At 59.4% G+C, this 23,990-nt stretch carries 22 protein-coding genes; 5 read left to right on the forward strand and 17 right to left on the reverse strand.

Annotated elements, in window-relative coordinates:
- The first annotated feature begins 98 nt into the window (after positions 1–98).
- Complete coding sequence (locus A8B84_RS00945; RefSeq protein WP_227512765.1) at positions 99–1,358, forward strand: flagellar hook-length control protein FliK; 1,260 nt, start codon at positions 99–101, stop codon at positions 1,356–1,358.
- A complete protein-coding gene (locus A8B84_RS00950; protein WP_064228823.1) occupies positions 1,355–1,672 on the forward strand; it encodes an EscU/YscU/HrcU family type III secretion system export apparatus switch protein in 318 nt (105 codons plus the stop codon). Before A8B84_RS00945 ends, A8B84_RS00950 begins: the two co-directional genes overlap by 4 nt.
- Here the strand turns inward: A8B84_RS00950 and A8B84_RS00955 are convergent.
- The 16 genes from A8B84_RS00955 to flhA form a co-directional block, all read right to left on the reverse strand.
- Entirely contained in the window at positions 1,658–2,761 is a 1,104-nt protein-coding gene (locus A8B84_RS00955) for an ATP-binding protein (RefSeq protein ID WP_064228822.1), read from the reverse strand. The genes A8B84_RS00950 and A8B84_RS00955 overlap by 15 nt on opposite strands.
- On the reverse strand, positions 2,758–5,040 hold the full coding sequence (locus tag A8B84_RS00960) for an ATPase, T2SS/T4P/T4SS family (RefSeq protein ID WP_064228821.1): 2,283 nt from the start codon (positions 5,038–5,040) through the stop codon (positions 2,758–2,760). The genes A8B84_RS00955 and A8B84_RS00960 overlap by 4 nt, the downstream gene beginning before the upstream one ends.
- 26 nt (positions 5,041–5,066) lie before the next feature.
- Positions 5,067–5,459, reverse strand: a complete 393-nt coding sequence (locus A8B84_RS00965; RefSeq protein ID WP_064228820.1) for a DUF2802 domain-containing protein — start codon at positions 5,457–5,459, stop codon at positions 5,067–5,069.
- 67 nt (positions 5,460–5,526) lie between these two features.
- Positions 5,527–6,015, reverse strand: a complete 489-nt coding sequence (locus tag A8B84_RS00970; protein ID WP_008173094.1) for a chemotaxis protein CheW — start codon at positions 6,013–6,015, stop codon at positions 5,527–5,529.
- Positions 6,016–6,149: 134 nt separating this feature from the next.
- Positions 6,150–6,965, reverse strand: coding sequence for a chemotaxis protein CheW (locus A8B84_RS00975; protein WP_064228819.1), 816 nt, complete (start codon positions 6,963–6,965; stop codon positions 6,150–6,152).
- The gene (locus A8B84_RS00980) at positions 6,958–7,755 is read right to left on the reverse strand and encodes a ParA family protein (protein WP_064228818.1); all 798 of its coding nucleotides are present in this window, start codon (positions 7,753–7,755) and stop codon (positions 6,958–6,960) included. Before A8B84_RS00980 ends, A8B84_RS00975 begins: the two co-directional genes overlap by 8 nt.
- Before the next feature lie 196 nt (positions 7,756–7,951).
- A complete protein-coding gene (gene motD, locus A8B84_RS00985) occupies positions 7,952–8,734 on the reverse strand; it encodes a flagellar motor protein MotD (RefSeq protein ID WP_064228817.1) in 783 nt (260 codons plus the stop codon).
- Between the two features lie 18 nt (positions 8,735–8,752).
- A complete protein-coding gene (locus A8B84_RS00990) occupies positions 8,753–9,493 on the reverse strand; it encodes a flagellar motor protein (protein ID WP_064228816.1) in 741 nt (246 codons plus the stop codon).
- Positions 9,493–10,656: a protein-glutamate methylesterase/protein-glutamine glutaminase gene (locus tag A8B84_RS00995; protein ID WP_064228815.1), complete on the reverse strand. Its 1,164-nt coding sequence runs from the start codon at positions 10,654–10,656 to the stop codon at positions 9,493–9,495. Before A8B84_RS00995 ends, A8B84_RS00990 begins: the two co-directional genes overlap by 1 nt.
- Before the next feature lie 65 nt (positions 10,657–10,721).
- Positions 10,722–12,833 (reverse strand): chemotaxis protein CheA, encoded by a 2,112-nt coding sequence (locus tag A8B84_RS01000; RefSeq protein ID WP_064228814.1) that lies wholly within the window; start codon positions 12,831–12,833, stop codon positions 10,722–10,724.
- 16 nt (positions 12,834–12,849) lie between these two features.
- Entirely contained in the window at positions 12,850–13,635 is a 786-nt protein-coding gene (locus tag A8B84_RS01005) for a protein phosphatase CheZ (protein WP_053115437.1), read from the reverse strand.
- Between the two features lie 20 nt (positions 13,636–13,655).
- Entirely contained in the window at positions 13,656–14,039 is a 384-nt protein-coding gene (gene cheY / locus A8B84_RS01010; protein ID WP_008173086.1) for a chemotaxis response regulator CheY, read from the reverse strand.
- Positions 14,040–14,201: 162 nt separating this feature from the next.
- Complete coding sequence (locus A8B84_RS01015) at positions 14,202–14,945, reverse strand: RNA polymerase sigma factor FliA (RefSeq protein ID WP_064228813.1); 744 nt, start codon at positions 14,943–14,945, stop codon at positions 14,202–14,204.
- Between the two features lie 31 nt (positions 14,946–14,976).
- Entirely contained in the window at positions 14,977–15,789 is an 813-nt protein-coding gene (locus A8B84_RS01020) for a MinD/ParA family protein (protein ID WP_064228812.1), read from the reverse strand.
- Positions 15,790–15,874: 85 nt separating this feature from the next.
- Complete coding sequence (gene flhF / locus A8B84_RS01025) at positions 15,875–17,170, reverse strand: flagellar biosynthesis protein FlhF (RefSeq protein WP_064228811.1); 1,296 nt, start codon at positions 17,168–17,170, stop codon at positions 15,875–15,877.
- Positions 17,171–17,230: 60 nt separating this feature from the next.
- Positions 17,231–19,411, reverse strand: a complete 2,181-nt coding sequence (gene flhA, locus A8B84_RS01030) for a flagellar biosynthesis protein FlhA (RefSeq protein ID WP_064228810.1) — start codon at positions 19,409–19,411, stop codon at positions 17,231–17,233.
- 218 nt (positions 19,412–19,629) lie between these two features.
- Here flhA and upp point away from each other — a divergent pair, with 218 nt between their 5' ends.
- From upp to A8B84_RS01045, 3 genes are read left to right on the forward strand one after another with little or no spacing between them, the layout of a single operon-like run.
- Positions 19,630–20,268 carry a uracil phosphoribosyltransferase gene (upp, locus tag A8B84_RS01035; protein ID WP_064228809.1) on the forward strand — a complete coding sequence of 213 codons (639 nt, stop codon included), beginning with the start codon at positions 19,630–19,632 and terminating at the stop codon, positions 20,266–20,268.
- Between the two features lie 2 nt (positions 20,269–20,270).
- The gene (locus A8B84_RS01040; protein WP_064228808.1) at positions 20,271–21,527 is read left to right on the forward strand and encodes a uracil-xanthine permease family protein; all 1,257 of its coding nucleotides are present in this window, start codon (positions 20,271–20,273) and stop codon (positions 21,525–21,527) included.
- Entirely contained in the window at positions 21,508–22,362 is an 855-nt protein-coding gene (locus A8B84_RS01045; RefSeq protein WP_064228807.1) for a class I SAM-dependent methyltransferase, read from the forward strand. The genes A8B84_RS01040 and A8B84_RS01045 overlap by 20 nt, the downstream gene beginning before the upstream one ends.
- Positions 22,363–22,853: 491 nt before the next feature.
- Here the strand turns inward: A8B84_RS01045 and flhB are convergent, their stop codons facing one another.
- Entirely contained in the window at positions 22,854–23,990 is a 1,137-nt protein-coding gene (gene flhB / locus A8B84_RS01050) for a flagellar biosynthesis protein FlhB (RefSeq protein ID WP_064228806.1), read from the reverse strand.

Consider the following 23,990-nt stretch of genomic DNA (forward strand, 5'->3'; position numbering starts at 1 on the left):
TGAAACTACCCAACGGACAACAGCCCCCGACACCTCCAGCCCAGCCTGCAACGCAGACGCCCCGGCCTTCAGTCACAACCGAACCGGGCCGCGAGCCCGTGGCTGCATCAGCACGGCAACTGCTCGACCAGCTGCAGCTGACGAACCGGGAAACCACCCTGGCCCGGGTGGCCGAGATCATCAACCGTCAGGGCGGTAACAGCGCGGACCTGTTACTGGACATTCGCGGCAAGTCTCTTCTGGTTCAGGCGGCCGTCGGCAAGACTGAACTGGCAACCGGTGACTGGGTAAAAGTGATGCGGGCCGGCAATGAGCTGCAGTTGATGGGCAAACTGGCACCCGCACCCGAGGCCGGTATCGCCCGGGCGCTGGCCCAGCGACTGCCCTGGCAGCAAACCCTGGATGGTGGACTGGCAAGGCTGCTGGGCACTCTCACACAAGGCCTCCGGCAAGACCCGCTACCGGGCCAACTGCCCTCATCGCGAGGCCCCCAACCTCTGCCGGAGGCCGCCAGGCAGGCTATTGAACAAATGGTGGCGAGGCTGCCTTCGGGGAACAGTCTGACTCCCGGTTCTGGCAGCCAGGACACGACATCGCAACAGGTCCGGCAATGGCTTTCGGAAAGTGGCCTGTTCGCCGAATCACGCTTGGCCCAGACACCCTCTGCCCAGTTGCCCGATCTCAAGCTGGCGCTGGGTAGAGTGATCACCGCCTTGCTTGCCCAACAGGGCAGCACACCGGAACACTTCAACCGGCTGACACCTATCTCGACGCCAGAGCTCATGCAGGCGCCACTGCAATTTCCGCAACCACTGGCCACACCCCAGCCCCCCGGCAGTGGCGAAGCGCCCAGCGTAGGGCAGATGCTCCGCCTGTTGGCCGGAATGCTCAACCGGATCACCGTCAACCAGTTGCACAGCCAGGTACTCACTGCCCGTGGCGGCGGCGATGCAGCAGGGGCCGCACCTGCCTCTACCCTCGTGCTCGACCTGCCATGGCTGACACCACAGAACGAGCCCAGGCTGGCGCAGGTCCGGATCGAACAATATCCCGAAGACAGGGAATCGGAAACCAGATCCGCGAAAACCGCCACAGCCGAGTGGCGGCTTTCACTGACCATGGATCTGGATGAGGCTGGCCCCCTGCATTTCGATGTTGCCCTTCGACAACAGGCAGTGAGCGCCCGGGTCTGGGCAGAAAAACAGACAACCCTGCGCCAGGTGAACCAGGAGCTTCCCGCGTTGCGACAGAGCCTGACCGATCTGGGCCTGGAAGTGACAGACCTGGATTGCCGCCGCGGCACACCCCAGAGCAGCGTTACCCGACTCGAACACAGATTGGTGGATACCCGGGCATGACATCAGGAACAGAACAGCAAAGCAGAGCCGCCGTTGCGCTCAAGTACGATGGCGAGAAAGCGCCGACCATCAGCGCCACCGGCACCCACGAGCTGGCGGAGGAGATCATCCGCATCGCCCGGGAACACAATGTTCCCCTTTATGAAAATGCGGAGCTGGCCAGCATTCTGGCCCGCCTGTCACTGAACGAAGAGATTCCCGAGTCGCTGTACCGGGTGATTGCGGAAATCCTGGCGTTTGCCTTCCACATTCGGGGGCTGACTCCCGAAGACCGCAAACCGGGCACGCCATCAGGTGACTCAATGAATCAGTGAGCGCAACGCCCAGGCCTGCTGCCAGTTATCGCCGCGCCTGGGTGCTACGGTGGTTTCAAAGTAATGGCGCAACCGGCGCCGATCCTCAGGCTGGTCCTTGAGGGCTGAGCCGATGATGTGGTGCATCAACTGTTCAACCGTGATACTGCCGCCACCGTAGTACCAGGCATTGAGGCTGGCCGCATGGGCAACGGAAACGGCTTCCGCCGTGGACAGCGCTGAGCCGGCAAGCCGGTCGGTACTGCGACCGTCCAGAGTCTGGCCATTGCGCAGCTCGTGAAACATGGTCACCAGAATCTCGATCACCGCCTCATCAAGCTCCACCTCGATGCCAGCTCGGCGGTTAGCCCTGTTGACTTCGCGAAGCACCACGCCCATCTCGTCGGCCAGATTTCGGATCGGCCGGATTTCTTCAAAGTCCATCCGCCGCTTCAGCGCGGCACTCATCCGATGGACACCCTCATCGATACTGTTGGAGGTAGCGATGACGTTGAAGCCTTCCCGCGCCAGCACCACACCGTCGTCACCCGCCAGCTCGGGAATCACCGCGACCCTGTCGGACAGAACGGAGAGCAGCGCATCCTGCAGCGCCTGTGGGCAGCGGGCGATTTCTTCAAACCGCACCATTCGCCCCTCCATCATCCCCCGCAACAACGGGCTGGGTACCAGCGCTTTCAAACACGGGCCCTCGGTATGCAAAACCGCCTCGTTCCAGCTGTACAGCAGTTGTCCCACACTGTTCACCGCCCCGCCCTGAAGGGTCAGCGTAGAGCTGCCCGAAATGGCGGCAGCCAGCAATTCCGACAACCAGGATTTGGCCGTCCCCGGTTCGCCGACCAGCAGGCAACCGCGGCTGGTGCACAGGGAAATGATGATCCGGACCACCATGGCACGGTCGGCAACGAATTTCCGTTCAATGCCGAGTTTCTCATCCCCCATCACGAACTTTTCCACCGCCCGTGGTGACATCAACCAGCCGGGAGGCACCGGGCCATGATCCATACTCCTGAGCTTGTCCAGCTCGGCAGAGTAGACCGCCTCCACGGGCTCCCGCTGGGCCGCCTTGTTAACAGATTGCTTGTTGCTCATTCCTGACTCCTGCGGCCGCCACGAACTTCCGGTGCCATGCGCTCCCTAGGGAGAATCCGCGGCAGTTCGGAAAGCGGAATAATGCCTTCAATCACATGATCCAGAGCGCTGTCCCGCATCGTCACCAGGCCGGCATCAAGAGCTCGCCAGCGCAGCTCCCCAATGGGAGGTTGGCTGGAAATGGCGTTCCGGATGTCCGAATCGACTTCCATGTACTCGACAATTGCCACTCGACCCTGGGTACCCCGACCGTTGCATTTATCGCAGCCGGCGCCTTCGAAACAGCGGAAATCTGCGGGCGGGCCATCCGGAAACACCTCGGACAGAATCACCGGATCCGGCTCTGCGGGCTGACGACAATGCTTGCAGATACGCTTGGCCAGGCGCTGGGCAATGACGGCAAGCAGCTCACCGGCAATGGAATTGGGGTGGACGCCCAGATCGTAGAGACGTTGCAGTGAATCCACCGCGTCGTTGCAGTGTAAAGTAGACAAAACCACGTGCCCGGTCTGGGAAGCCCGGATTGCTTCCAGTGCGGTTTCCTGGTCGCGAATCTCGCCCACCAGAATCACATCCGGATCTTCCCGGACAAACGCTCTCATGGCGTCGGCGAAACCAAAACCAATCTCCGACCGCACCCGGGTTTGCTGGATGTTATCGATGGAGTACTCGATGGGATCTTCCACCGTAATCACTTTCCGGCGGCCATCATCGGCCAGGGTCTGCAGGCCGGCATACAGGGTTGTGGACTTGCCGGAGCCGGTCGGCCCCACCACCAGTACCAGCCCCGCCGGGTTGTCCAGCAGTCGCTGATAGCGGGCCCCGATCAGCGGTGACATGCCAAGCTCGGCGATGGTCATGGCGCGGCCGGTCTGCGGCAACAGCCGGATAATCGCATGCTCGCCATGCAGGGAGGGCTGGGTCTGGATACGCAGGTCGTAGGCCATATCGCCAAGCTGAAGCCGGGATCGCCCACCCTGGGGCAGTCGATGCTCGGCGATGTTCAGTTCCGCCCGCAGCTTGATCACGTTAATCACCCCTTTGATCTCCCGGGGCGACAACTGGTACTGGGGCAGATCATGGAGATCACCATCCACCCGCAGGCGAATGCGAATCCGTTCACTGTATTGCTCAATATGGATGTCGCTGGCTTTTTCGCTCACAGCATCCAGCAAGATCGCTTCGTAGACAGACACCAGGTAAGGACTGACGTGCTTGTTTTTCGGATCGTTGCCCAGCAACTGATCGGTGCCGCCGGTCGAATTGGCCTGCGGCTCCTGGCCAGGCCCGTGATCCGCTGCAAAACTCCGGCCCTTTGCGGTCAGATCCAGCGCCGACCAGAGGCGGCGAAAATCCGTCGGTGTCACCAACAGGCAATCAACCACCTGATTGGGGCTCAGCCGTTCGAGCTGATCCGTGCGCGCATCCGGATCATCGGTCACAACCGTGATCCGGCCATCTTCCTCGGCAATTGGAACCAGACGGGAAAGGTCGAGGAATGTACGGGAGAATCGCCGAAAAAGTGCCGGGTGGAGGTCGGGCAGAATCTCGTCCGCGTCGGTGAAGGTCATTCCGCGCTGCCGGGCAAGAGAACGATAGAGATCGATCTCTTCAAGATTCAGTTTGCGCCGGAGAACTTCAAGCAGGCGGCAATTCTGCTTCGCAGCTTCTGCCTTTGCCTCGGCCAGGATCTTGTCATCCACAAGGCCCTGATCGATGAGGATCTGTTCCACATTACGATTGAAATCGACCCAACCCAGGGTCCTCACCCGCTCCAGTCCCGCGTCACGACGCACAAACATGGCGAGGCTCGGAACAGGTCCCGCGCGACCCTCCAGGCAGACCAGGTGCCCTCCTTGCCGCACCAACCGGGCCAGAACACGGCGCTCTGTGATGAACGTGGTGCACAGTACAAGATCGCATAGCGGATCGGGCTCCGGTGCTTCTTCCGCACTGGCGACCAGAACATCCACGTTGTGCATACCCAGCCGGAAGAAACGCTCCCTGGCCGCTTCCGCGACAACGGCATTTTTCTCCAGGTAGATCACGCGATGGGCGAGGCCTGATAGCACGGCGGCGAGATAGCCGGAGCCACCGCCCACATGCATCACGACCTGATCCGGTTCAATCTCCGGAAGCAGGGAAAGGATATGACTGACGGTTTCTTCGCGGGGAATGGAGTGGCCGGTTATCGAGGGAACCAGATCAGAACCGGAAACAAAATCATGGCGGGATACAGATCGGAGGGCCTCAAGGGCCCTCGGATAAACTCTCTTCATTCAGCAGCGTCCGTAACGGCATGGTATCAGGCCGCCTGACGTTTTCTGAGTGCTGACACCAGCTCGGCCTCGGGACGGGAAATTCCGCACGTGTTCATAAGATCGTCGATATCGGCGCCGAGATCAACCAGTCTTGAGGCTTCATCGTAGGAGATGCGCAGCGGATCGTTCTGACGCATTTCATCAAGCGTGGTCCGCAGTTCGTGCAGTTGGCGTTCACAGGCTACCAGCCGCTGCCCTACCCCCATGCTGCCACTGGTGGTGGCATGCAGTTCCCGGCCAAGAGTGTCGCAGCGTTCTTTCAGGGTTGCTCTCAGGCTGCGCACCTGGCGTCCGAGCACCAGGCCCTGAACGAAAACCAGAGACAAGGCGGCAACAGTCAGCGCCCAGGGAAGATACGAAGGAATTTCTGCAAACATGACGGATGTCTCCCGTTAATTGCCACGGAAGGCATCCATCTTCAGGCCCGTAACGGGTTGCCCCGGATTACAGTGCCGCGATTTCAGCCCACTCGTGGTCTGACAGCATCTTGTCGAACTCGACCAGAATGATCAGTTCGCCATCCTTGTTGCACACGCCCTGGATAAACTTGGCACTTTCCTCGTTACCCACGTTCGGTGCGGTCTCAATTTCGCTGGCTTTCAGGTACACCACCTCGGCCACGGAATCCACCAGAATACCCATTACCTGATTGGCGGATTCCATCACCACAATCCGGGTGGCATCGGTTACTTCCGCATCCGCCAGGCCAAAGCGCCGGCGGGTGTCGATGACCGTAACCACGTTACCCCGAAGGTTGATGATGCCGAGCACATAATCCGGAGCGCCCGGAACCGGAGCAATCTCCGTGTATCTCAGCACTTCCTGAATCTGCATGACATTCAGACCGTAGGTCTCATCATCCAGCCGGAAGGTAACGTACTGCAGTACCTGATCGTCCTGGGCCTGATTGGTTTGTCCGCTCGGGGATGCCATAGCGATGTTTCTCCTCTTGGGCTGCCCGGCGGGCAACCTGATCGTCAAAAAAATATCATCAGTGCCCAATACTATAGTTAAGGGCACAAACCGTGCCAGCACGGCTCGGTTTCATTCAGTAACCGTTGTTTGCGTCAGCTAAGATCCAGATGGTGTTCTCTTTCCGCCCGCACCAGCAAGTCAGCCATGGTACGCACGTCTATCAACGCGCACATCTGGTCAATCACCGTCCCGGCCAGCCAGGGACGCTTGCTGCGGGCAGTCCGCCATCGAACCTCGTCCGGCCGGAGCGTAAAGGATTGGGCCACGTCATCACAGGCCAGCCCCCAGTCGCTGTTATCAAGCCGGATCACGAACCGGTAGTTGTCTCGGGCACCAGGCGGCACCCGCCCCGCCATTATCCATTCGGCGGAATCCACCACCCGCAGGTTCTGGTCCCGATCAGGGCGAATGCCCATATACCAGCGTGGACTGCCAGGAATCGGCCGAATCTCTTCCTCAATACGGTGAATGGCACCGAGCAGAATCAGTGGCACCGCCAGCTGGAGCCCGGCAACCGTGAATATCAGGCACTCGAAAGGCTGCTCTGACCATTCCGGACGGGAGGGTGGCGCAGCCGGCTCTGGCTCTGGCTCTGGCCGAGCCTCCACTTTTGGCTTCGGCACAGGCGCTTCCGGCGCCTTACGCACCAATGGCCGCCCCGGTTCTGCAGGCTTCTCCGGGTCCGGTCTGGCCGGTTCGGGCATTGCCGCCGGTTTTTCGACGGTTGTTACCGGGGCCGGGCTTGGTCGGGTTGCTACCTGAGGCTTCTGGGGTGCCGGCTTCACCGGTTCAGGCGCCTCGACTTCCTCGCGGAGCGCAGTGTCAGTGGCCGTGTGCAGCAGTTCGTCAAGGTAACTGGCTATGGCGGTTTCCGGGTCTGCCAGCCTTGTCAATTTATCGTCAGCCATGCTGACGCTCCTTCACCGTGCCCACCCGGGACATGAGATCGTCCAGCAGATGGCTGTAGGCCCGGACACCGTGGGTTTCCGCATCCAGTGCAGAGGGAGTAATACCGCCCTGGCTGGCATCCCGGAACTTGGTGTCCACGGGAATGGCAAACTGCCACAGGGACTCACGATAGGTCTTTCGCAGGAGGTTCAGGCTCTTCACCGATGCCTGGGTACGCCGGTCGTACAGGGTGGGCACAATGGTGTAGGACAGCTCGTTTTTCTGGGAACGCATGATCATCTTCAGGGTATGCAGCATGCGTTCCAGGCCCTTGATGGCCAGAAATTCGGTTTGTACGGGAATAATCAGGTGCTGTGCCGCCGCCAGGGCGTTCACCATCAGGACCCCAAGCGAGGGGGTGTTATCCAGCAGGACATAATCGAAGTCATCCCAGAGCTGAGCCAGGGCTCGGGATATGATAAGCCCCATGCCCTCAACGCCGATCATCCGGCGCTCAAGTGTGGCCAGCGCCGCACTGGCTGGCAGCAGGGACAGCCCCTTGCAACTGGTTTCGGTAATCAGCTGGGCCGGAAGTCCCTCGGGCACCTTGCCCTGGTGCTGGAACAGATCGAAAACGCTGTGGGCAATGGTGTCCGGGTCGTATCCGAACCAGCTGGTAAGCGAGCCATGGGGGTCGAGATCCACAACGAGAACACGCTTGCCACGCTCGGCAAGCAAGCCGCCCAACGCAACAACACTCGTGGTTTTACCGACACCACCTTTTTGATTGGCTACTGCCCAGATTCGCACGCTTTGATTCTCCAGAGAACACATCGGTGTGGCCGGCAATCACCATTGGCCACCGTCCCGGTTATCGGCCATTCCCCGGGCAACTTGAACGAATTGCACAGGGGAATTCCGGCAAGCTCTTGCCGGCGCCTTTTGTTAACGGGGATTAATACAGGAACCGTGCCAATGGCTCTATACGCATCTGCCGACGAGCTGTTCAGCGCATGGCACCGCGGATACTGGCGTCGCGGGAAATCAGCAAAACCACCCGCCGGTTTCTGCGCCGCCCCTCTTCTGTGTCATTCCGGGCAACCGGCTGATACTGGCCATAGCCCACGGCCGCCAGACGCTCCGGCTCGATGCCCTCCATCACCAACATCCGTACCATCGACGCCGCCCGGGCCGCAGACAATTCCCAGTTGGAGGGATAGCGGGAGGTACTGATCGGCTGGTTATCGGTGAAGCCTTCCACTTTGACCGCGTTGTCCCTGTTATTCAGGACGGTGGCGATCTTCTCGACAACATCAAATGCGTCGTAATGGGGCTCTGCGTCGCCGCTGCCAAACAACAGACTGTTGGGCAGATTCAACTCCAGCCACTCGTCACTGGTCTCCAGTGATACCACCCCCTGGTTGATCAGCTCATCAAATTCCATCGACAGCTGGTCGGCCATGGCCCGCAGCGCTTCCGTTCGGGCCTGGGCGTCCATCTCCGGATTACGGGGGGCTTCGGTCACTGCTGGCGGAATGACATTCTCTGCAGGCGCATTCAGTGATCTTTGCGGCTGATCGCCAATCTCAATGGGCTGAAAGGACCTCTGGGGCGCATTAAACACACCGGTCAGGGTTTCCGACAGGACTTTGTACTTGCCTTCGTTGACGGACGATACCGAATACATCACCACAAAAAAGGCGAACAACAGCGTGATGAAATCCGCATAGGAAATCAGCCACCGCTCCTTGTTGTGCAGATCATCCTGGGGTTGCCTACGGCGCCGCATAAGTTGGCCTGCGCATGCTTACTGCAGGAAGCCCCGCAGCCGCAATTCGATGGATTTCGGGTTTTCACCCTCGGCGATGGCAATGATGCCGTCGATCATCATGTCCTCGTATCGGGTACGTTCTCGCACGATACCGCGCATCTTGTTTGCGACCGGGAAGAACAGCAGGTTGGCCAGGGCCACACCGTAGATGGTGGCCACAAAGGCGGTCGCGATCCCGCTGCCCAGGGACTGTGGATCCTCCAGGTTCGTCATCACCTGGATCAAACCCATCACAGCCCCGATGATGCCGATGGTCGGCGAGTAACCGCCCATGGCCTCGAATACCTTGGCAGACTCCAGATCACGCTGCTCACGGGACTCCAGGTCCACCTCCATGATGCCTCGGATGGTCTCAGTTTCCGCCCCGTCCACCAGCAGTTGCAAACCCTTGCGGGCAAAGGGTTCAGGCTCGCGCTCGGCAAGACCTTCAAGGCCCAGCAGGCCCTGCTTCCGGGCCTTGACACTCCAGTCGATCACCTTGCCGATACCATCTTCCAGATTGATGAACGGCGGAACGAATACCCAGCGCACCTGGGTAAAGGCCCGTTTGAGCATGGGCCAGGAGGTCTGCAGGATGGTCGCCGCCAAGGTACCCCCAATGACGATAATGGCTGCTGGCCCGTTGAACAGGGAGCTAACGGCCCCGCCCTCGAGCAGATTACCGCCGAGTATGGCGGCAAAGGCCAGTATGACCCCGAGGAGACTCAGGATATCCATCAGCAGACACCTTCGACCAGGCGTGGCCCGATTTCGTCCAGCGACAGAACATCATCGGTCAGCCCTGCCTTGGCAACGGCCATGGGCATGCCATAGATAACCGACGACTTTTCATCCTGGGACCAGATGTCGGACCCGCTCTGTTTCATCATCCGGCAACCTTCTTTGCCGTCCGAGCCCATGCCGGTAAGAATGACACCCAGCGTCTTACCCGGAAAACTCCTGGCCAGGGAACCGAAGGTTACGTCCACACAGGGCTTGTAATTGAGCCGCTCGTCGCCCGGCAGGATACGGATCCTGGCCTGACCGCCCCGATTCTCGACCATCATCTGTTTGCCACCGGGTGCCAGCAAAGCAAGGCCGGGCCGCAACACATCGCCATCCTGCGCTTGCCGCACTTCAATCCGGCAAAGCTTGTTCAGGCGTTCAGCGAAAGCCGGCGTAAAACTGGCCGGCATATGCTGTACCAGTACGATGGGTGCCGGGAAAGTGGCGGGTAACGCCGTCAGCACTCGTTGCAGGGCAACTGGTCCGCCCGTCGAAGTACCAATACCAACCACCGCGTAATGCTTGGCGGCGCCTCGCCGGGCATGGCGCCTCGGCGCTTCGGCGTCACTCGGGGAACTGGTCGGGGCTGCAGGGCTGTGTGTGTCCGGGCGCTGGCGCGGCGTGATGTCCGGACGAGGACGCGCCGTTGTGCCTGGTGCCCGGGAAGCGGGCGCCGACGGCTCAGGACGGGCCGGAGCAGCAGGCCGGTTGCCGGGGCGGCTGCCAGCCACGTCAAGAATTCGATCGATCAGGATTTTCTGGAGCTGGCTGTTGTCCCGGGCAATTTCTTCAAAATTCTTGGGCAGGAAATCAACGGCACCCGCCTCGAGCGCGTCGAGGGTCACCCGAGCGCCCTCGTAGGTTAGGGAAGAGAACATGAGCACCGGAGTCGGATGCTTGCGCATGATTTCGCGCACGGCGGAGATGCCATCCATCACCGGCATCTCGTAATCCATGGTGATTACGTCTGGACGCAGTTTTTCAGCCAGCTCCACGCCTTCCCGACCGTTGGTAGCCGCACCAACCACCTTGATCTGGCCGGAGCTGGTCAGGATTTCCGTCAGCCGTTTGCGAAAAAACCCTGAATCGTCAACGACCAGGACAGAAACTGTCATCCACTTCTCCTACCCAATCCATCGTTCTCCGGCCTTCTCTGGCCACAGTCACCTGAAGTCCCGGCTCAGCCGTAGTGTTGCAACAGGCTTGGTACATCAATAATCAGCGCAATCCGGCCGTCGCCAGTGATGGTGGCGCCGGCCATTCCCGGCGTACCCTGAAGGGCACGCCCGAGGGGCTTGATCACCACCTCTTCCTGTCCGACCAGCTGGTCGACAACAAAACCGACCTGTTTGGTACCCATGGCCACGATGACCACATGGGCGTTTTCAGGCACCTCCTGGGAAGCACCGCCACGAACCAGCCAGCGTTTGATATGAAACAGCGGGAATACCTTTTCCCGAACCACAATGCACTCACGGCCGTCGACGATGTTGGTCTTGGTCAGGTCCAGGTGGAAGATCTCGACCACATTGACCAGCGGCAGTGCGAACGACTGGTCCCCGAGCATGATCATCAGGGTGGGCATGATGGCCAGCGTCAACGGAACCTTGATGACAATCCGGGAACCCTTGCCCAGTTCCGATTCGATGCTCAACTGGCCATTGAGCTGGCCGATCTTGGTTTTAACCACATCCATGCCGACACCACGACCGGAGACATCCGAAATCTGGTCTTTGGTGGAAAATCCGGCCGCAAAAATCAGGTTGAAGCACTCGGAATTGGTCAGGCGATCCGCGGCATCCTGGTCGTAAATCCCCTTTTCAACTGCCTTCCGGCGCAGCACTTCCGGGTCCATACCGGCGCCGTCATCCTCGATGAACAGCAGGATGTGATCCCCCTCCTGCTCGGCAGACAGGGTCACGGTACCCTGCCGGGGCTTGCCTGCTTTCTCGCGCACCTCCGGGGCTTCGATCCCGTGATCGACCGAATTCCGGACCAGGTGAACCAGCGGATCGGACAGCGCTTCGACCAGATTCTTGTCCAGGTCGGTGTCTTCACCATGCATCACCAGGTTGACCTCTTTCTTGAGGTTCCTGGCCAGATCACGGACCACCCGGGGGAAACGACCAAACACCTTCTTGATCGGCTGCATACGGGTCTGCATCACGGCAGACTGGAGATCGGTGGTGACCACATCCAGGTTGGACACCGCCTTGTGCATGTGTTCGTCTTCGCTTTCGTTGCCCAGACGCTGCAGACGATTACGCACCAGCACCAGTTCGCCCACCATATTCATGATGTCGTCAAGGCGCTTGGTGTCGACACGCACCGTCGTTTCCGCCGCGGGAGCATGCTCGCGGGCGGGCATGGCCGGTGCGGCAGCGCCTTTGGTTTCCGGCTTATCCGCTGGCTTCGATTTCTCGGGCTTGGACGCCTCTGCTTTCGGCTTGGCCGGCTCTTTCGGAGCGGAGGGCTGTCCGGAAGCTGAGGGCTCTCCCCCGGCTGTCGGACTTCCGCCCTTGCCGTGAAGGTCGTCCAGCAATTTCTCGAATTCGTCGTCGGTGATCAGATCATCGCTGCCGCTCTCTGACTTGGCGGCCGGTTTTTCCTCTTTGCTGACGGTTTCTTCTTCGCCCTCCGGGGCGCCGGCAAACTGCCCTTTTCCGTGCAGCTGGTCCAGCAGCGCCTCGAATTCGTCGTCAGTAATTTCATCGTCCCCGGAGCTTTCCTGGTCGCCGGCGGCGGACCCGGCGCCTGAAGCCAATGGAGTCTCCTCGGATTTTTCGTCCTGCAAAGCATCCAGGAGCTGTTCGAATTCGTCATCGGTGATGTCGCCACCGTCTTCTGCCGGTTCACTCTCCCCGTGCTCAGGTTGAGTGGCAGCGGCCGGTGCCCTCTCGCCTTCCGGCTGGGCCAGGGCATCCAGGCGTGCAATCAGTTCGTCCGGGGCCGGCGTCAGCTCCTCGTGATTACGGACCTGCTCAAACATGGCATTGACGTTGTCCAGGGCTTCCAGGACCACGTCCATCAGTTCGGAGTCCACCTTGCGCTTGTGATTGCGCAGGATGTCAAAAACGTTCTCGGCGGAATGGCAGCAATTCACCAGAGCTTCAAGCTGAAGGAAGCCCGCGCCGCCTTTAACGGTGTGAAAGCCACGGAAGATGGCGTTGAGCAGATCACTGTCGTCAGGATGTTGCTCAAGATCTACCAACTGCTCTGACAGCTTTTCGAGGATTTCGCCGGCTTCTACCAGGAAGTCCTGCAAAATCTCTTCATCAGCATCAAACGCCATGCGTTACCCTCTTAATTCAGAAACCGAGACTGGACAACAGGTCGTCAACGTCATCCTGTCCCGAGACTACATCTTCACGCTCATCGGCCTTGATCTGGGGCCCGACGCCCTTCTCCGCAGACTCTTCTTTTTCTTCAATCTGGTGCACCGTGCCCGTAAGCTGGTCCACATGGCTGGCCATCACCACCAGGCTGAGCATCTGCTCCTCAACCTCTTTCACAAGGGCGGTAACCTTCTGGATGACCTGGCCCGTCAGATCCTGATAGTCCTGTGCCAGCAGAATTTCCGACAGGTTGCTGTACATGGTGTCGGCGTCGGTCGCCATGCTGACGAAAAACCGGTCAATACGGCCATAAAGCTCACGGAACTCGGCCGGCTGCATTTCCCGGCGACGCAGACGCTGCCACTCATCGCGCAAGGCGGCGGCTTCGTCCCGCAGGGCATTGGCCACGGGCATGGTTTCCTCAACCAGATCCATGGTCCGGTTGGCCGCTTCACCAGTCATCTGCACGACGTATTCGAGACGATCGGAGGCATCTGTCATCTTCGACAATGCTTCCTGCTGTTCGGCGTTACGGGGGTCAATCTGGAAGTTCCGGATTGCTTCGTGCAAGCTCCGGGTCAATCGCCCTACCTCGCGATACAGACTCTGATCCCTGACCTCACTGAGTTCATTGATCAGGGTCATGGCTTTGGCATAATCACCCGCATCAACACTCTCTGCCAGTTCTGCTGCCTGCCGCTGGAGCTTTTCCGTCACCTCCGGTTCAAGGCCCCGATGGTTCTTTTTGCTATCGCTCATGAGAGCCATCCGACCTCTGGTTACTGGATTCTTTCAAAGATTTTCTCAATCTTTTCCTTGAGCACCGCGGCGGTGAACGGTTTGACAACATAGCCGTTCACGCCCGCCTGGGCAGCGGCAACAATCTGGTCCCGCTTGGCCTCAGCCGTTACCATCAACACCGGCAGGGTTTTCAGATTCTCGTCAGCCCGAACGGCCTTGAGAAGATCGAAACCGGACATGCCCGGCATGTTCCAGTCGGTGACCAGAAAATCGTATTTGCCGCTCTTGAGCATCGGCAGCGCTGTGTTGCCGTCGTCTGCTTCATCGGTGTTGGTGAAGCCCAGATCACGCAGCAGGTTCTTGATGATCCGTCGCATTGTGGAGAAATCATCCACAATGAGGATTTTCATGTTTTTGTCCAATGGGACCTCCAGTTAGTAACACCCGGAATTCGTTTGACCTTCGCGTTCAAAGTCTAGCAGGCCGCTGTTTTAACCGCTTATTGTCAGACCTTTGCTTCGGTTGTAAAGCATCGGTTACCAAAAACTACAGACTGCCTCTTCGCGGACACAGACTGAACGCCATCAGCTGTCCGATTCCTGGCGCCAATCCGACAGCCGTCCCCGAAGGCGCAGGGCCGCCTGGCTGTGAATCTGGCTTACCCGGCTCTCGCTGACGCCAAGCACTGCACCAATCTCCTTGAGGTTCAGTTCTTCCTGGTAATACAGGCTCAGCACCAGTTTTTCCCGTTCCGGCAGGTCTTCAATGGCCTCAGCGAGGCTGCGCCGGAAGGCATCGGAGGACAACCCCTCAAGCGGATTATCCTGCGTCTCTGTGTGTTCTATCGGCAGCTCTCCGGATTCATTGAGCTCATCGAGGCTAAAAAGTCGGCCACTGTTGGAATCAGAAAGGTAGGAGTGATATTCGGCCAACCCCATACCCAGCTCTTCAGCCACTTCCAGATCCTGAGCTTCACGACCCAAACGGTCTTCAACGGCCTTGATAGCCTGGGAAATACGGCGGGCATTGCGATGGACGGAACGGGGAACCCAGTCGCCCTTGCGGATTTCATCCACCATGGCACCGCGAATCCGGATGCCGGCGTAGGTCTCGAAGGTGGCACCTTTGGTGGAACTGTAGCGCTGGGCTGCCTCAAGCAGGCCGATCATACCGGCCTGCATCAGGTCTTCAAGCTGAACCGAAGCAGGCAGGCGGGCCATCAGATGAAGGGCAATTTTCTTGACCAGCGGCGCATGCTGCTCAATGAGCTGTGACGGCTTCTGAGCACCCGACTGGTTATAGATTCCGAGGTTTTTCGCCAATGTCATGTATCCGGGTTTTTGTTTGACTGGATCCGATTCAGACTTCGACGAGCCGCTCCACAAAAAATTCCAGATGCCCGCGGGGAGAGGACGGCAACGGCCAGCTGTCTACCTTATCCGCCAGAGCCTTGATAGCCAGTGACGCCTTCGCCCTGGGGTAGGCATCCAGCACTGCACGCTGTCGCTGAACCGCTTTCTTCACAGCCTCATCGTAAGGCACCATCCCGACGTATTGTAGTGCCACATCCAGGAAGCGCTCGGTGACCCGGGTCAGTTTTTCGAAAAGATGCCGGCCTTCCTGCTCGTTTCGTACCTGGTTGGCAAGGATACGGAAGCGGTTGGTACCGTAGTCACGGTTCATGAGTTTGATCAGGGCGTAACAGTCGGTAATCGACGTGGGCTCGTCGCAGACTACCAGCAACAACTCCTGGGACGCTCTCAGAAAGCTGACCACCGATTCCGAGATACCGGCAGCGGTATCCACGATCAGGACATCAATCTGATCCCCCAGCTCGCTGAACGCGTTAATCAGCCCGGCATGCTCCATGGGACTGAGCTGGGTCATTCTCTGGGTACCGGAGGAGGCAGGAACAATCTTGATGCCGCCGGGACCATTCACCAGAACGTCCTTGAGATCACAGTCGCCCGCCAGCACATCCTGAAGATTACGGTTGGCGGTAATACCAAGCAATACGTCGATATTGGCCAGCCCCAGGTCGGCGTCGAGCAGCACCACTCTCCGGCCTTTCTGCGCCAGGGCGATTCCGAGGTTCACCGACACGTTACTTTTGCCGACTCCACCTTTGCCGCCGGAAACTGCAATCACCTGTACCGGTTGTGCTTTGCTCATACTGTTTTTTGTCTCTCGCCACGTCTAGCCGGGGGCTGTTGTTCGGACGCTCGCTGTTTGTTTGTCCGGTCCGGGGTTCATGAGTTCAGGCCCCCTCTGCGACCGCCTGCTGTTGCTGGAGTGTTTTAAGCCGGTCCACGGCCAGCCGCACCAGCGGAACGGCTTCTGCGTGGTGCAGGTCTTCAGGAATTTTCTGCCCGTCTGTGTAATAGGCTACCGGCAGACCGGTTTCCATCACAAAGCCGAGAGATTCACCCAGTGTGAGGGCTTCATCAATCTTGGTCATCACACAGCCCGCAAGATTTGCCATCTTATAGCAATGCCAGACGGATTTCATGATGCGCGGCTGACTGGTTGCCGAGACTACCAGATGCGTTTTGATATTGTGATGGCTGCGAGCCAGTTCGGCCAGCTGTTCCTGATACCCCTTATCCGCACTTGTCAGCCCTGCGGTATCGATCAGTACCAGGTGACGGTCTGACAGCTCGTCCAGAATATCGTCGAGACTGTGGCTCTCGTCCACCACACGAACGGGCACATTCAGGATGCGCCCGAAGACAAACAGCTGCTCATGAGCGGCCACTCGGTAGCGGTCGGTGGTTACCAGTGCCACCGAGTCGGAACCGTGCTTCAGCACGTAGCGTGCCGCCAGCTTGCCAATGGTGGTGGTTTTCCCGGAACCGGTGGGGCCCACGAGCGCGTAGGCGCCACCCTCATCCAACCACTCCATGCGGGAGGTCCGGACACCAGTGCACAACATTTTGAGGGACTGTTTCCAGCCATCCTCGAGGCGCCCGGCCTTGTGGCGACGGGAAATTGAGCCCGCCAGTTCACTGCCCAGGCCAAATTCCTGCAGGCGCTCAGCCAGCCTCTGTTGAACGGCGGTGGTTGCCGAAACCTCCGGCTCCGATTCCGGCCGGCGGCCCTGCATCATGTCCCGCAGGGAACTGATCTCGGCTCGCATCTGCGCCAGCTCATCGGAATAGGCTTCCCTCGGAGCGCGGGGCATCTCAGGCTCATCAAAACCCGCACCCAGCGATTCCTGCACCGCCGCAAACGAGGCTCCGGCATAGCCGGCGCCCTGGGACGCCCGTTTTTCCCGGACCTCCCGAATGCGATCCCGAGACCGGCCCAGCTCGTCTTCAAGACGGCGGTGCTGGTCGGCCTGCATTTCGGCAAGTCGGGAACCGTTGGTCGCTTCTTCAGCCTGATTTCCCAGGCGCTGACGCGCCATGTTTTCGTCATAGTCCAGCGCCGTCACAATTTCGACACCGCCATCGACCCGACGATTGGAAAGAATCACGGCATCCGGCCCCATCTGTTCACTGACCTGCTTGAGCGCCTCTGCCATGGTCTGAGCAAAAAACCGTTTTACTTTCATGATGCCTCTTCCTCCACCGGCAACGCCGTGCCGGCGCTGTCCGCTCTGTCATCCGCGCCGTTACTGGCCAACGGACGCCACGATCGTAATCTGTTTGTTATCCGGAATTTCCTGGTACGAGAGCACGTGCAGGCGCTCTACCCCATAACTTGCAAACTTCGCCAGTACCGGCCTCAGGGGCCCGGACACCAGCAGAATGGCCGGTTTGCCGAGCATCTCCTGGCGCTGAACGCTCTCCTGCAGGGAGCGCTGGAGCTTTTCAACCATATTCGGCTCCAGAACCAGGCCAATATCTTCCTGACCGCCGGATTGTTGACTCTGTTGAACTGACTTTAGCAATAACTGTTCCAGATCCGGATCCAGGGTGATGACAGGGATCTCCGATTCGTTGCCGCAGATACTCTGGACAATCATCCGGCGCAGGGACTGCCGGGCTACGGTGGTCAGCAGCTTCGGATCCTGGCTCTTCGGATGCACGTTCACGATGGCCTCGGCAATGGACCGCATATCCCGGATCGGCACCTCCTCCTTCAGGAGGTTCTGCAGTACTTTCAGCAGCAGACTGATGGAAACAGTAGTGGGCACCAGTTCCTCGGCCAGCTTCGGAGAAATCTTCTCCAGCTGATCCAGCCACTTCTGAACCTCCTCGTGGCCCAGCAGTTCGTGGGCGTGTTTCTGCAGCACCTGGTTCAGATGGGTGGCGACCACCGTACTGGCATCAACCACGGTATACCCCAGGGTCTGGGCCTGGTCTTTCTTGTCCGGCTCAATCCAGCTGGCATCCAGACCGAACGCCGGATCCTTGCCTTCAATGCCCTCTATCTTTCCGAATACCTGGCCAGGATCGATGGCCAGTTCGCGGTCTGGATGGATTTCCGCCTCAGCGATGGTCACGCCCATCAGCGTGATGCGGTAGACGTTGGGCATCAGATCCAGGTTGTCTCGAATGTGGACCGAGGGCATCAGGAAGCCCAGATCCTGGGAAAGCTTTTTACGAACACCCTTGATGCGACTGAGCAACTGGCCACCCTGGGATTTGTCGACCAGCGGAATCAGCCGGTAACCCACTTCCAGACCAACGATATCGACGGTAGACACGTCGTCCCATCCCAACTCTTTGGTCTCTCCGGGTGCCGGCAGCTGACGGCCCTGATCGCCCCCTGCGTCACCGCCCGGCGGCAGATCACGACCCGCAGGCCGCGGTCCTGCGCCGCCAGCGCCCCTGGCCGGAAACGCGCCCTCTTCCTCAACGGTTTGTCTCTGGTGCTTCCAGATATACCAGGCAGCTCCCGCTGCCAGCGCACCCAGACCGAGGAAGGCTACGTGGGGCATACCGGGAATCAGGCCGAGGATAATCAGGATCGCGGCTGCTATAGACAGCGCCTTGGGTGCACTGAACATCTGCTGAAGGATCTGGCCACCCATGTCCTGGCTGGAGGTAACCCGCGTCACCATGATCGCCGCCGACGTGGACAGCAGCAGCGAAGGAATCTGGGCCACCAGGCCGTCACCAATGGTCAGCAGCGCATAGCGCTCCATGGCCAGCCCGAAATCCAGGTCGTGCTGGAGCATGCCGATGGCAATGCCGCCAATGATGTTGATGGCGAGAATCAGCAGACCGGCAATGGCGTCCCCTTTCACAAACTTGGACGCACCGTCCATGGAGCCATAGAAATCCGCTTCCTGGGCAATCTCGGCACGCCGATGCTTGGCTTCGTCCTGATTGATCAGCCCGGCGTTAAGATCCGCATCAATGGCCATCTGCTTGCCGGGCATGGCATCCAGGGTAAAACGCGCACTCACCTCGGACACCCGGCCGGCACCTTTGGTCACCACCAGGAAGTTGATGATCATCAGGATCGCAAACACCACCAGGCCCACGGCATAGTTACCACCGATCAGTACCGCACCGAAGGATTCAATCACCTTACCGGCGGCATCACCGCCCTCGTGGCCGTTCAGCAGAACAATCCGGGTGGAGGCCACGTTCAGGGCGAGACGCAGGAGCGTGGCCACCAGCAGAACTGTTGGGAAGGAGGCAAACTCCATGGGCCGCAGTGCGTAAACACACACCAGCAGAATGACAATCGACAGGGTGATGTTGAAAGTAAAGAACACGTCCAGCAGGAACGCCGGCATGGGCAGAATCATCATGCCCAGCAAACCCATCAGCATGATGGGAATGCCCAGATTGCCCCGCGTCAGGGTTTTGACGTTATTGAGGACTAAAGCTCTGTCCATGCCGGATACTTCTCCGATTGGCCGTGCCTGCAGGCGTTTTAAAGGTCGAAAATCTGACACCGGGGCGTCGTTTGGAAGGGTTATCGCAAGATCCGTACCAGCCCTTAGTGGATTTCCGTGAACCTGCCATTTGCGGCCTGACTCCCCTTGCCAGATGCGGTATCCTTGCGCCATTTGATCGCGACGCCAAAATTCCAACCAGACACACAGGTGACCCCATGCCAATCCACGAGGTAAAACACCCTCTGATCCGCCACAAGCTCGGCATCATGCGCCGTGCGGATATCAGCACCAAGAATTTCCGGGAGCTGGCACAGGAAGTTGGTGCACTCCTGACCTACGAGGCCACCAAGGACTTCAATCTTCAGGAAAAAACCATCGAAGGCTGGGCCGGACCGGTTAACGTGGAACAGATTCACGGCAAGAAAGTCACCATCGTTCCGATCCTGCGGGCCGGTCTTGGAATGCTCGACGGCGTGCTCAGCCTGATTCCGGTGGCCCGGGTGAGCGTTGTCGGTCAGATCCGCAACGAAGAGACGCTCGAAGCCAGCACCTACCTGGAAAAACTGGTGGGCGAACTGGATCAGCGCATGGCCATGATTGTCGATCCGATGCTCGCCACCGGCGGCTCCATGATCTCCACAATCGACCTGCTCAAAAAGGCCGGCAGCACCGAGATCCGGGCCCTGGTTCTGGTTGCCGCTCCCGAAGGCATTGAAAAGGTTCTGGAGAAACACCCGGACGTGTCTATCTACACGGCGTCTGTCGACGAGCGCCTGAACGATAAAGGCTACATCCTTCCGGGTCTCGGCGATGCCGGTGACAAGATCTTCGGTACCAAGCAGAAGGACGTTTAAGCATGCAGGACCATACCAACGACCCGGTCTGGAAACAGGCCATTGCCGGCTCACAGATGCTGCTGGTGGCCTTCGGCGCACTGGTTCTGATGCCCCTGATTACCGGCCTGGATCCCAACGTGGCGCTGTTTACCGCCGGTCTGGGCACCCTGATCTTCCACATAGTCACCGGCGGCCAGATCCCGATTTTCCTGGCCTCGTCCTTCGCTTTTATCGCCCCGGTGATTGCCTCTAAAGGCCGGTTTGGCATGGAAGAAACCCTCGGCGGCCTGATGGCGGCGGGTATTCTCTACATTTTCCTGAGTGGCCTGGTACGCCTGCGTGGCACCGGTTTTGTCCGTCGCCTGCTGCCGCCCGTGGTCATCGGCCCGGTGATCATGACCATCGGCCTCGGACTGGCTCCGGTTGCGGTTCACATGGCCTCGGGTCGCACCGGTGACGGCGCCACCCAGCTGATCCCCTACGACACCGCCATTTGGATCGCCATGATCTCTCTGGCCGTGACCATCATCATGTCGGTCTGGGCCAAGGGGATTTTCCGGCTGATTCCAATCATGTTCGGCGTGATCACCGGCTATATCCTGTCCGCTTTTGCCGGCATCGTGGATACCACCCCAATCCAGGAAGCCGCCTGGTTTGCCGTCCCCAACTTTGTTGCGCCGGCCTTCAGCTGGGGCGCAGTATTGTTCATGATTCCGGTGGCCATTGCCCCGGCCATCGAGCACATCGGCGACGTACTGGCCATCGGCAACGTGACCCGCAAGAACTACCTGGAAAAGCCGGGCCTGCACCGCACCCTTCTGGGTGACGGCCTGGCCACCAGCGCCGCCTCCATGCTCGGCGGGCCGCCCAACACCACGTACTCGGAAGTCACCGGCGCCGTGATGCTGACCAAGAACTTCAACCCGAAGGTCATGTGGTGGGCTGCCTGTGTCGCCATCGTACTGGCCTTCGTTGGCAAGTTCGGCGCAGCACTGCAGACCATCCCGGTACCCGTCATGGGCGGCATCCTGTGCCTGCTGTTCGGCTCCATTGCCGTGGTTGGCCTTAACACACTGATTCGCCACCAGGTGGATCTGTCACAGTCTCGCAACCTGGTTATCGTGGGTGTCACCCTGGTGTTCGGTATCGGCGGCATGGTGCTCGGGCACCTGGAAGGCATCGCGTTGTGCGCTGTGGCTGCCATCATCCTGAACCTGATCCTCCCCGGCAGCCGCGAAGCATGGGGTAAAGCCGTTTATGAGCAGAAAGCCGACTGACAGCTCCGGCATCAGTTTCACTGCCCTCTATACCGGTGCCGTCTGGCACCGGTATGGGCTTTCTGACGAAACCCTGGCGACAGAAAAAGGCCGCTGGCTTTACCGGCTGATGACCCCCTTCGAAGCCGCCAGCAAAGCGGCCATCGGCGGCAACATCCGCACCTTCCTCCTGCAAAGACATCTGATCATTGATCACCTGATTGAACAGGCTATTCGGGATAAAGGCATTACCCAGGTACTGGAAATCGCCTGCGGCATGTCGCCCCGGGGGATTCGCTTACGGCAGAAGCACTCCCTACTCCACATGGTCGAAGCCGACCTGCCCGACATGGCCGCCCGCAAAGCCCTCCGCCTGATGGCCACGGGACGACTGGGGGACCACCATCAGGTCACACCGATTGATATCCTCGCCGACCACGGCGAATACCAACTGGAAAAAGTGATCGACCGGGTATTCGAGAATTCCGGCCCCGTGATCATCATCACCGAAGGCCTGGCCAGCTACTTCTCACTGGAGACCATCACCGAGTTCTGGCGCCGACTGGCCGCCGCCATGGCCAAACGCCCGGGTTCGGTTTACCTGTCCGAGAGCTATTACCAACCCCGCCAGCCGTTGCTGAACACTACCCTCAAGGCCCTCGGCGGCATACTCGGAGCCGCCACTCGCAGCCAGGTATCGTTCCACTTCCAGACCGATGCCCAGGCCCGGGAGCACTATCTGTCCTGTGGTTTTACCTCAGCCACGGTGCATGATCCGCGGTCCTGGTATGGGGTGCTGCCTATTCCCGAAAGCCGCGGGGAGCCGATGGTTCGGGTTATCGAGGCTGGTTGCTGACTTTCTGGAATTGCAGCCTGCCAGTTTTGGGAGATGCGTGGTGGTGGAAGGCCTTTCCAGGACACGCTACGAGCACATCCATGTGCGCTTGGCTGTGGCCATCCATGGCCACAGACAGTCCTGGAAAGGCCTTCCACCACCACTTGTCCAACGACTCAGATAACGCCCGGAAATCGCTTTATTAGCGACTAATCATGTTGGCTTAGAAGCGTAGGTTGGATTAGGCGAAGCCGTAATCCAACAAATGGCATTGGAGCTAGAGGGGCATTGTCGGATTACGGCTTCGCCTAATCCGACCTACGATTTTGGTTGTTGATGCGATATCGAATGGCTAAAAAGCGGGTTGTCGGGTGGGCCTCCCAAAAATGTCGGCGGCCAGGGATGGCCGACGCCAAGCGCACATGGATGTGCTCGTAGCGGTTTTTGGGAGGCCCACCCGACAACCCGCCAGCACCAATCCTCGCAGGCTACCAGGTAACAAAGCACCGACCTCAGACATCCCGCCGCAAATCCGAAGGAATCGGGAAGTCAGGCATACCGGGCTTAGGCCCACGCCCCTTGCGGAACTGACGCAGCTGGAACACATAGGCGAGCACCTGGGCAATGGCCATGTAGAGGCCATCGGGAATCTCTTCGCCGATGTCGGTGTTGTGGTAAACCGCCCGGGTAAGCGGCGGCGTTCTCAGAATCTCGACTTTGTTCTCACGGGCAATCTCCATGATCTTGAAGGCCACCTCATCGGCCCCCTTTGCCACCACAATTGGCGCAGCCATGGCCTTCTGATCGTATTTCAGGGCAACGGCATAATGGGTCGGGTTGGTGATCACCACGTCTGCAGTGGGCACGTCCTGCATCATCCGGCGCTGGGCCATTTCACGCTGGAGTTGGCGGATCTTGCCTTTGACCTCCGGCTTGCCCTCGGTGTCCTTGTATTCGTCTTTCACTTCCTGCTTGGTCATGCGCAGTTTTTTCTGGTGATCGTAGATCTGGAAGGGTACGTCGATCGCCGCGATGATGATGGTGGCGCAGGACAACAGGAAAAAACTCCAGGCGATGGTCCAGAGCACGTGCTCCATGGCCGGTACCACCGGCTCCTCGGCAATGGCCAGCAGGTCTTCCGTGCGCAGATCGAGGATCAGGATGGCCAACGCCATAACCAGACCGACTTTCGCGATGGCCTTGACCAGCTCAATGAGAGAGCGCGCTGAGAACATGCGGCCGAGGCCCTTGATGGGATCCATGCGATTGAGTTTCGGGGCCACGGCTTTGCCGCTGATCAACAGACCGCCGATGCCGATGGAACCGAAGATAGCGGCGATCAGCAGCAATACCAGAATGGGCGAGAGGGCCCAGGCGGCTTCCTTGGCGGATTCGATAAGCTGGACGCTCATATGGCGCATGTCGAAGATGGCGGAGCGCTCGATGACAAAGCTGTCGCGCATGATGGCTTCCAGCGACGCACCCAGGCTGGCGCCGAACATGAGCATGCCGCCGGCGCCGGCCAGGAGCACAGCCATGGTGGCCAGCTCCTTGGAACGGGCAGTCTGGCCCTCCTCCTTGGCTTTCTCAAGCCTTCGGGGAGTGGCCTCTTCCGTTTTTTCCTGACTGTTGTCGTTTTCTTCGGCCAT

It is taken from the genome of Marinobacter sp. EhC06 (genome assembly GCF_001650915.1).
Lineage (GTDB): Bacteria > Pseudomonadota > Gammaproteobacteria > Pseudomonadales > Oleiphilaceae > Marinobacter.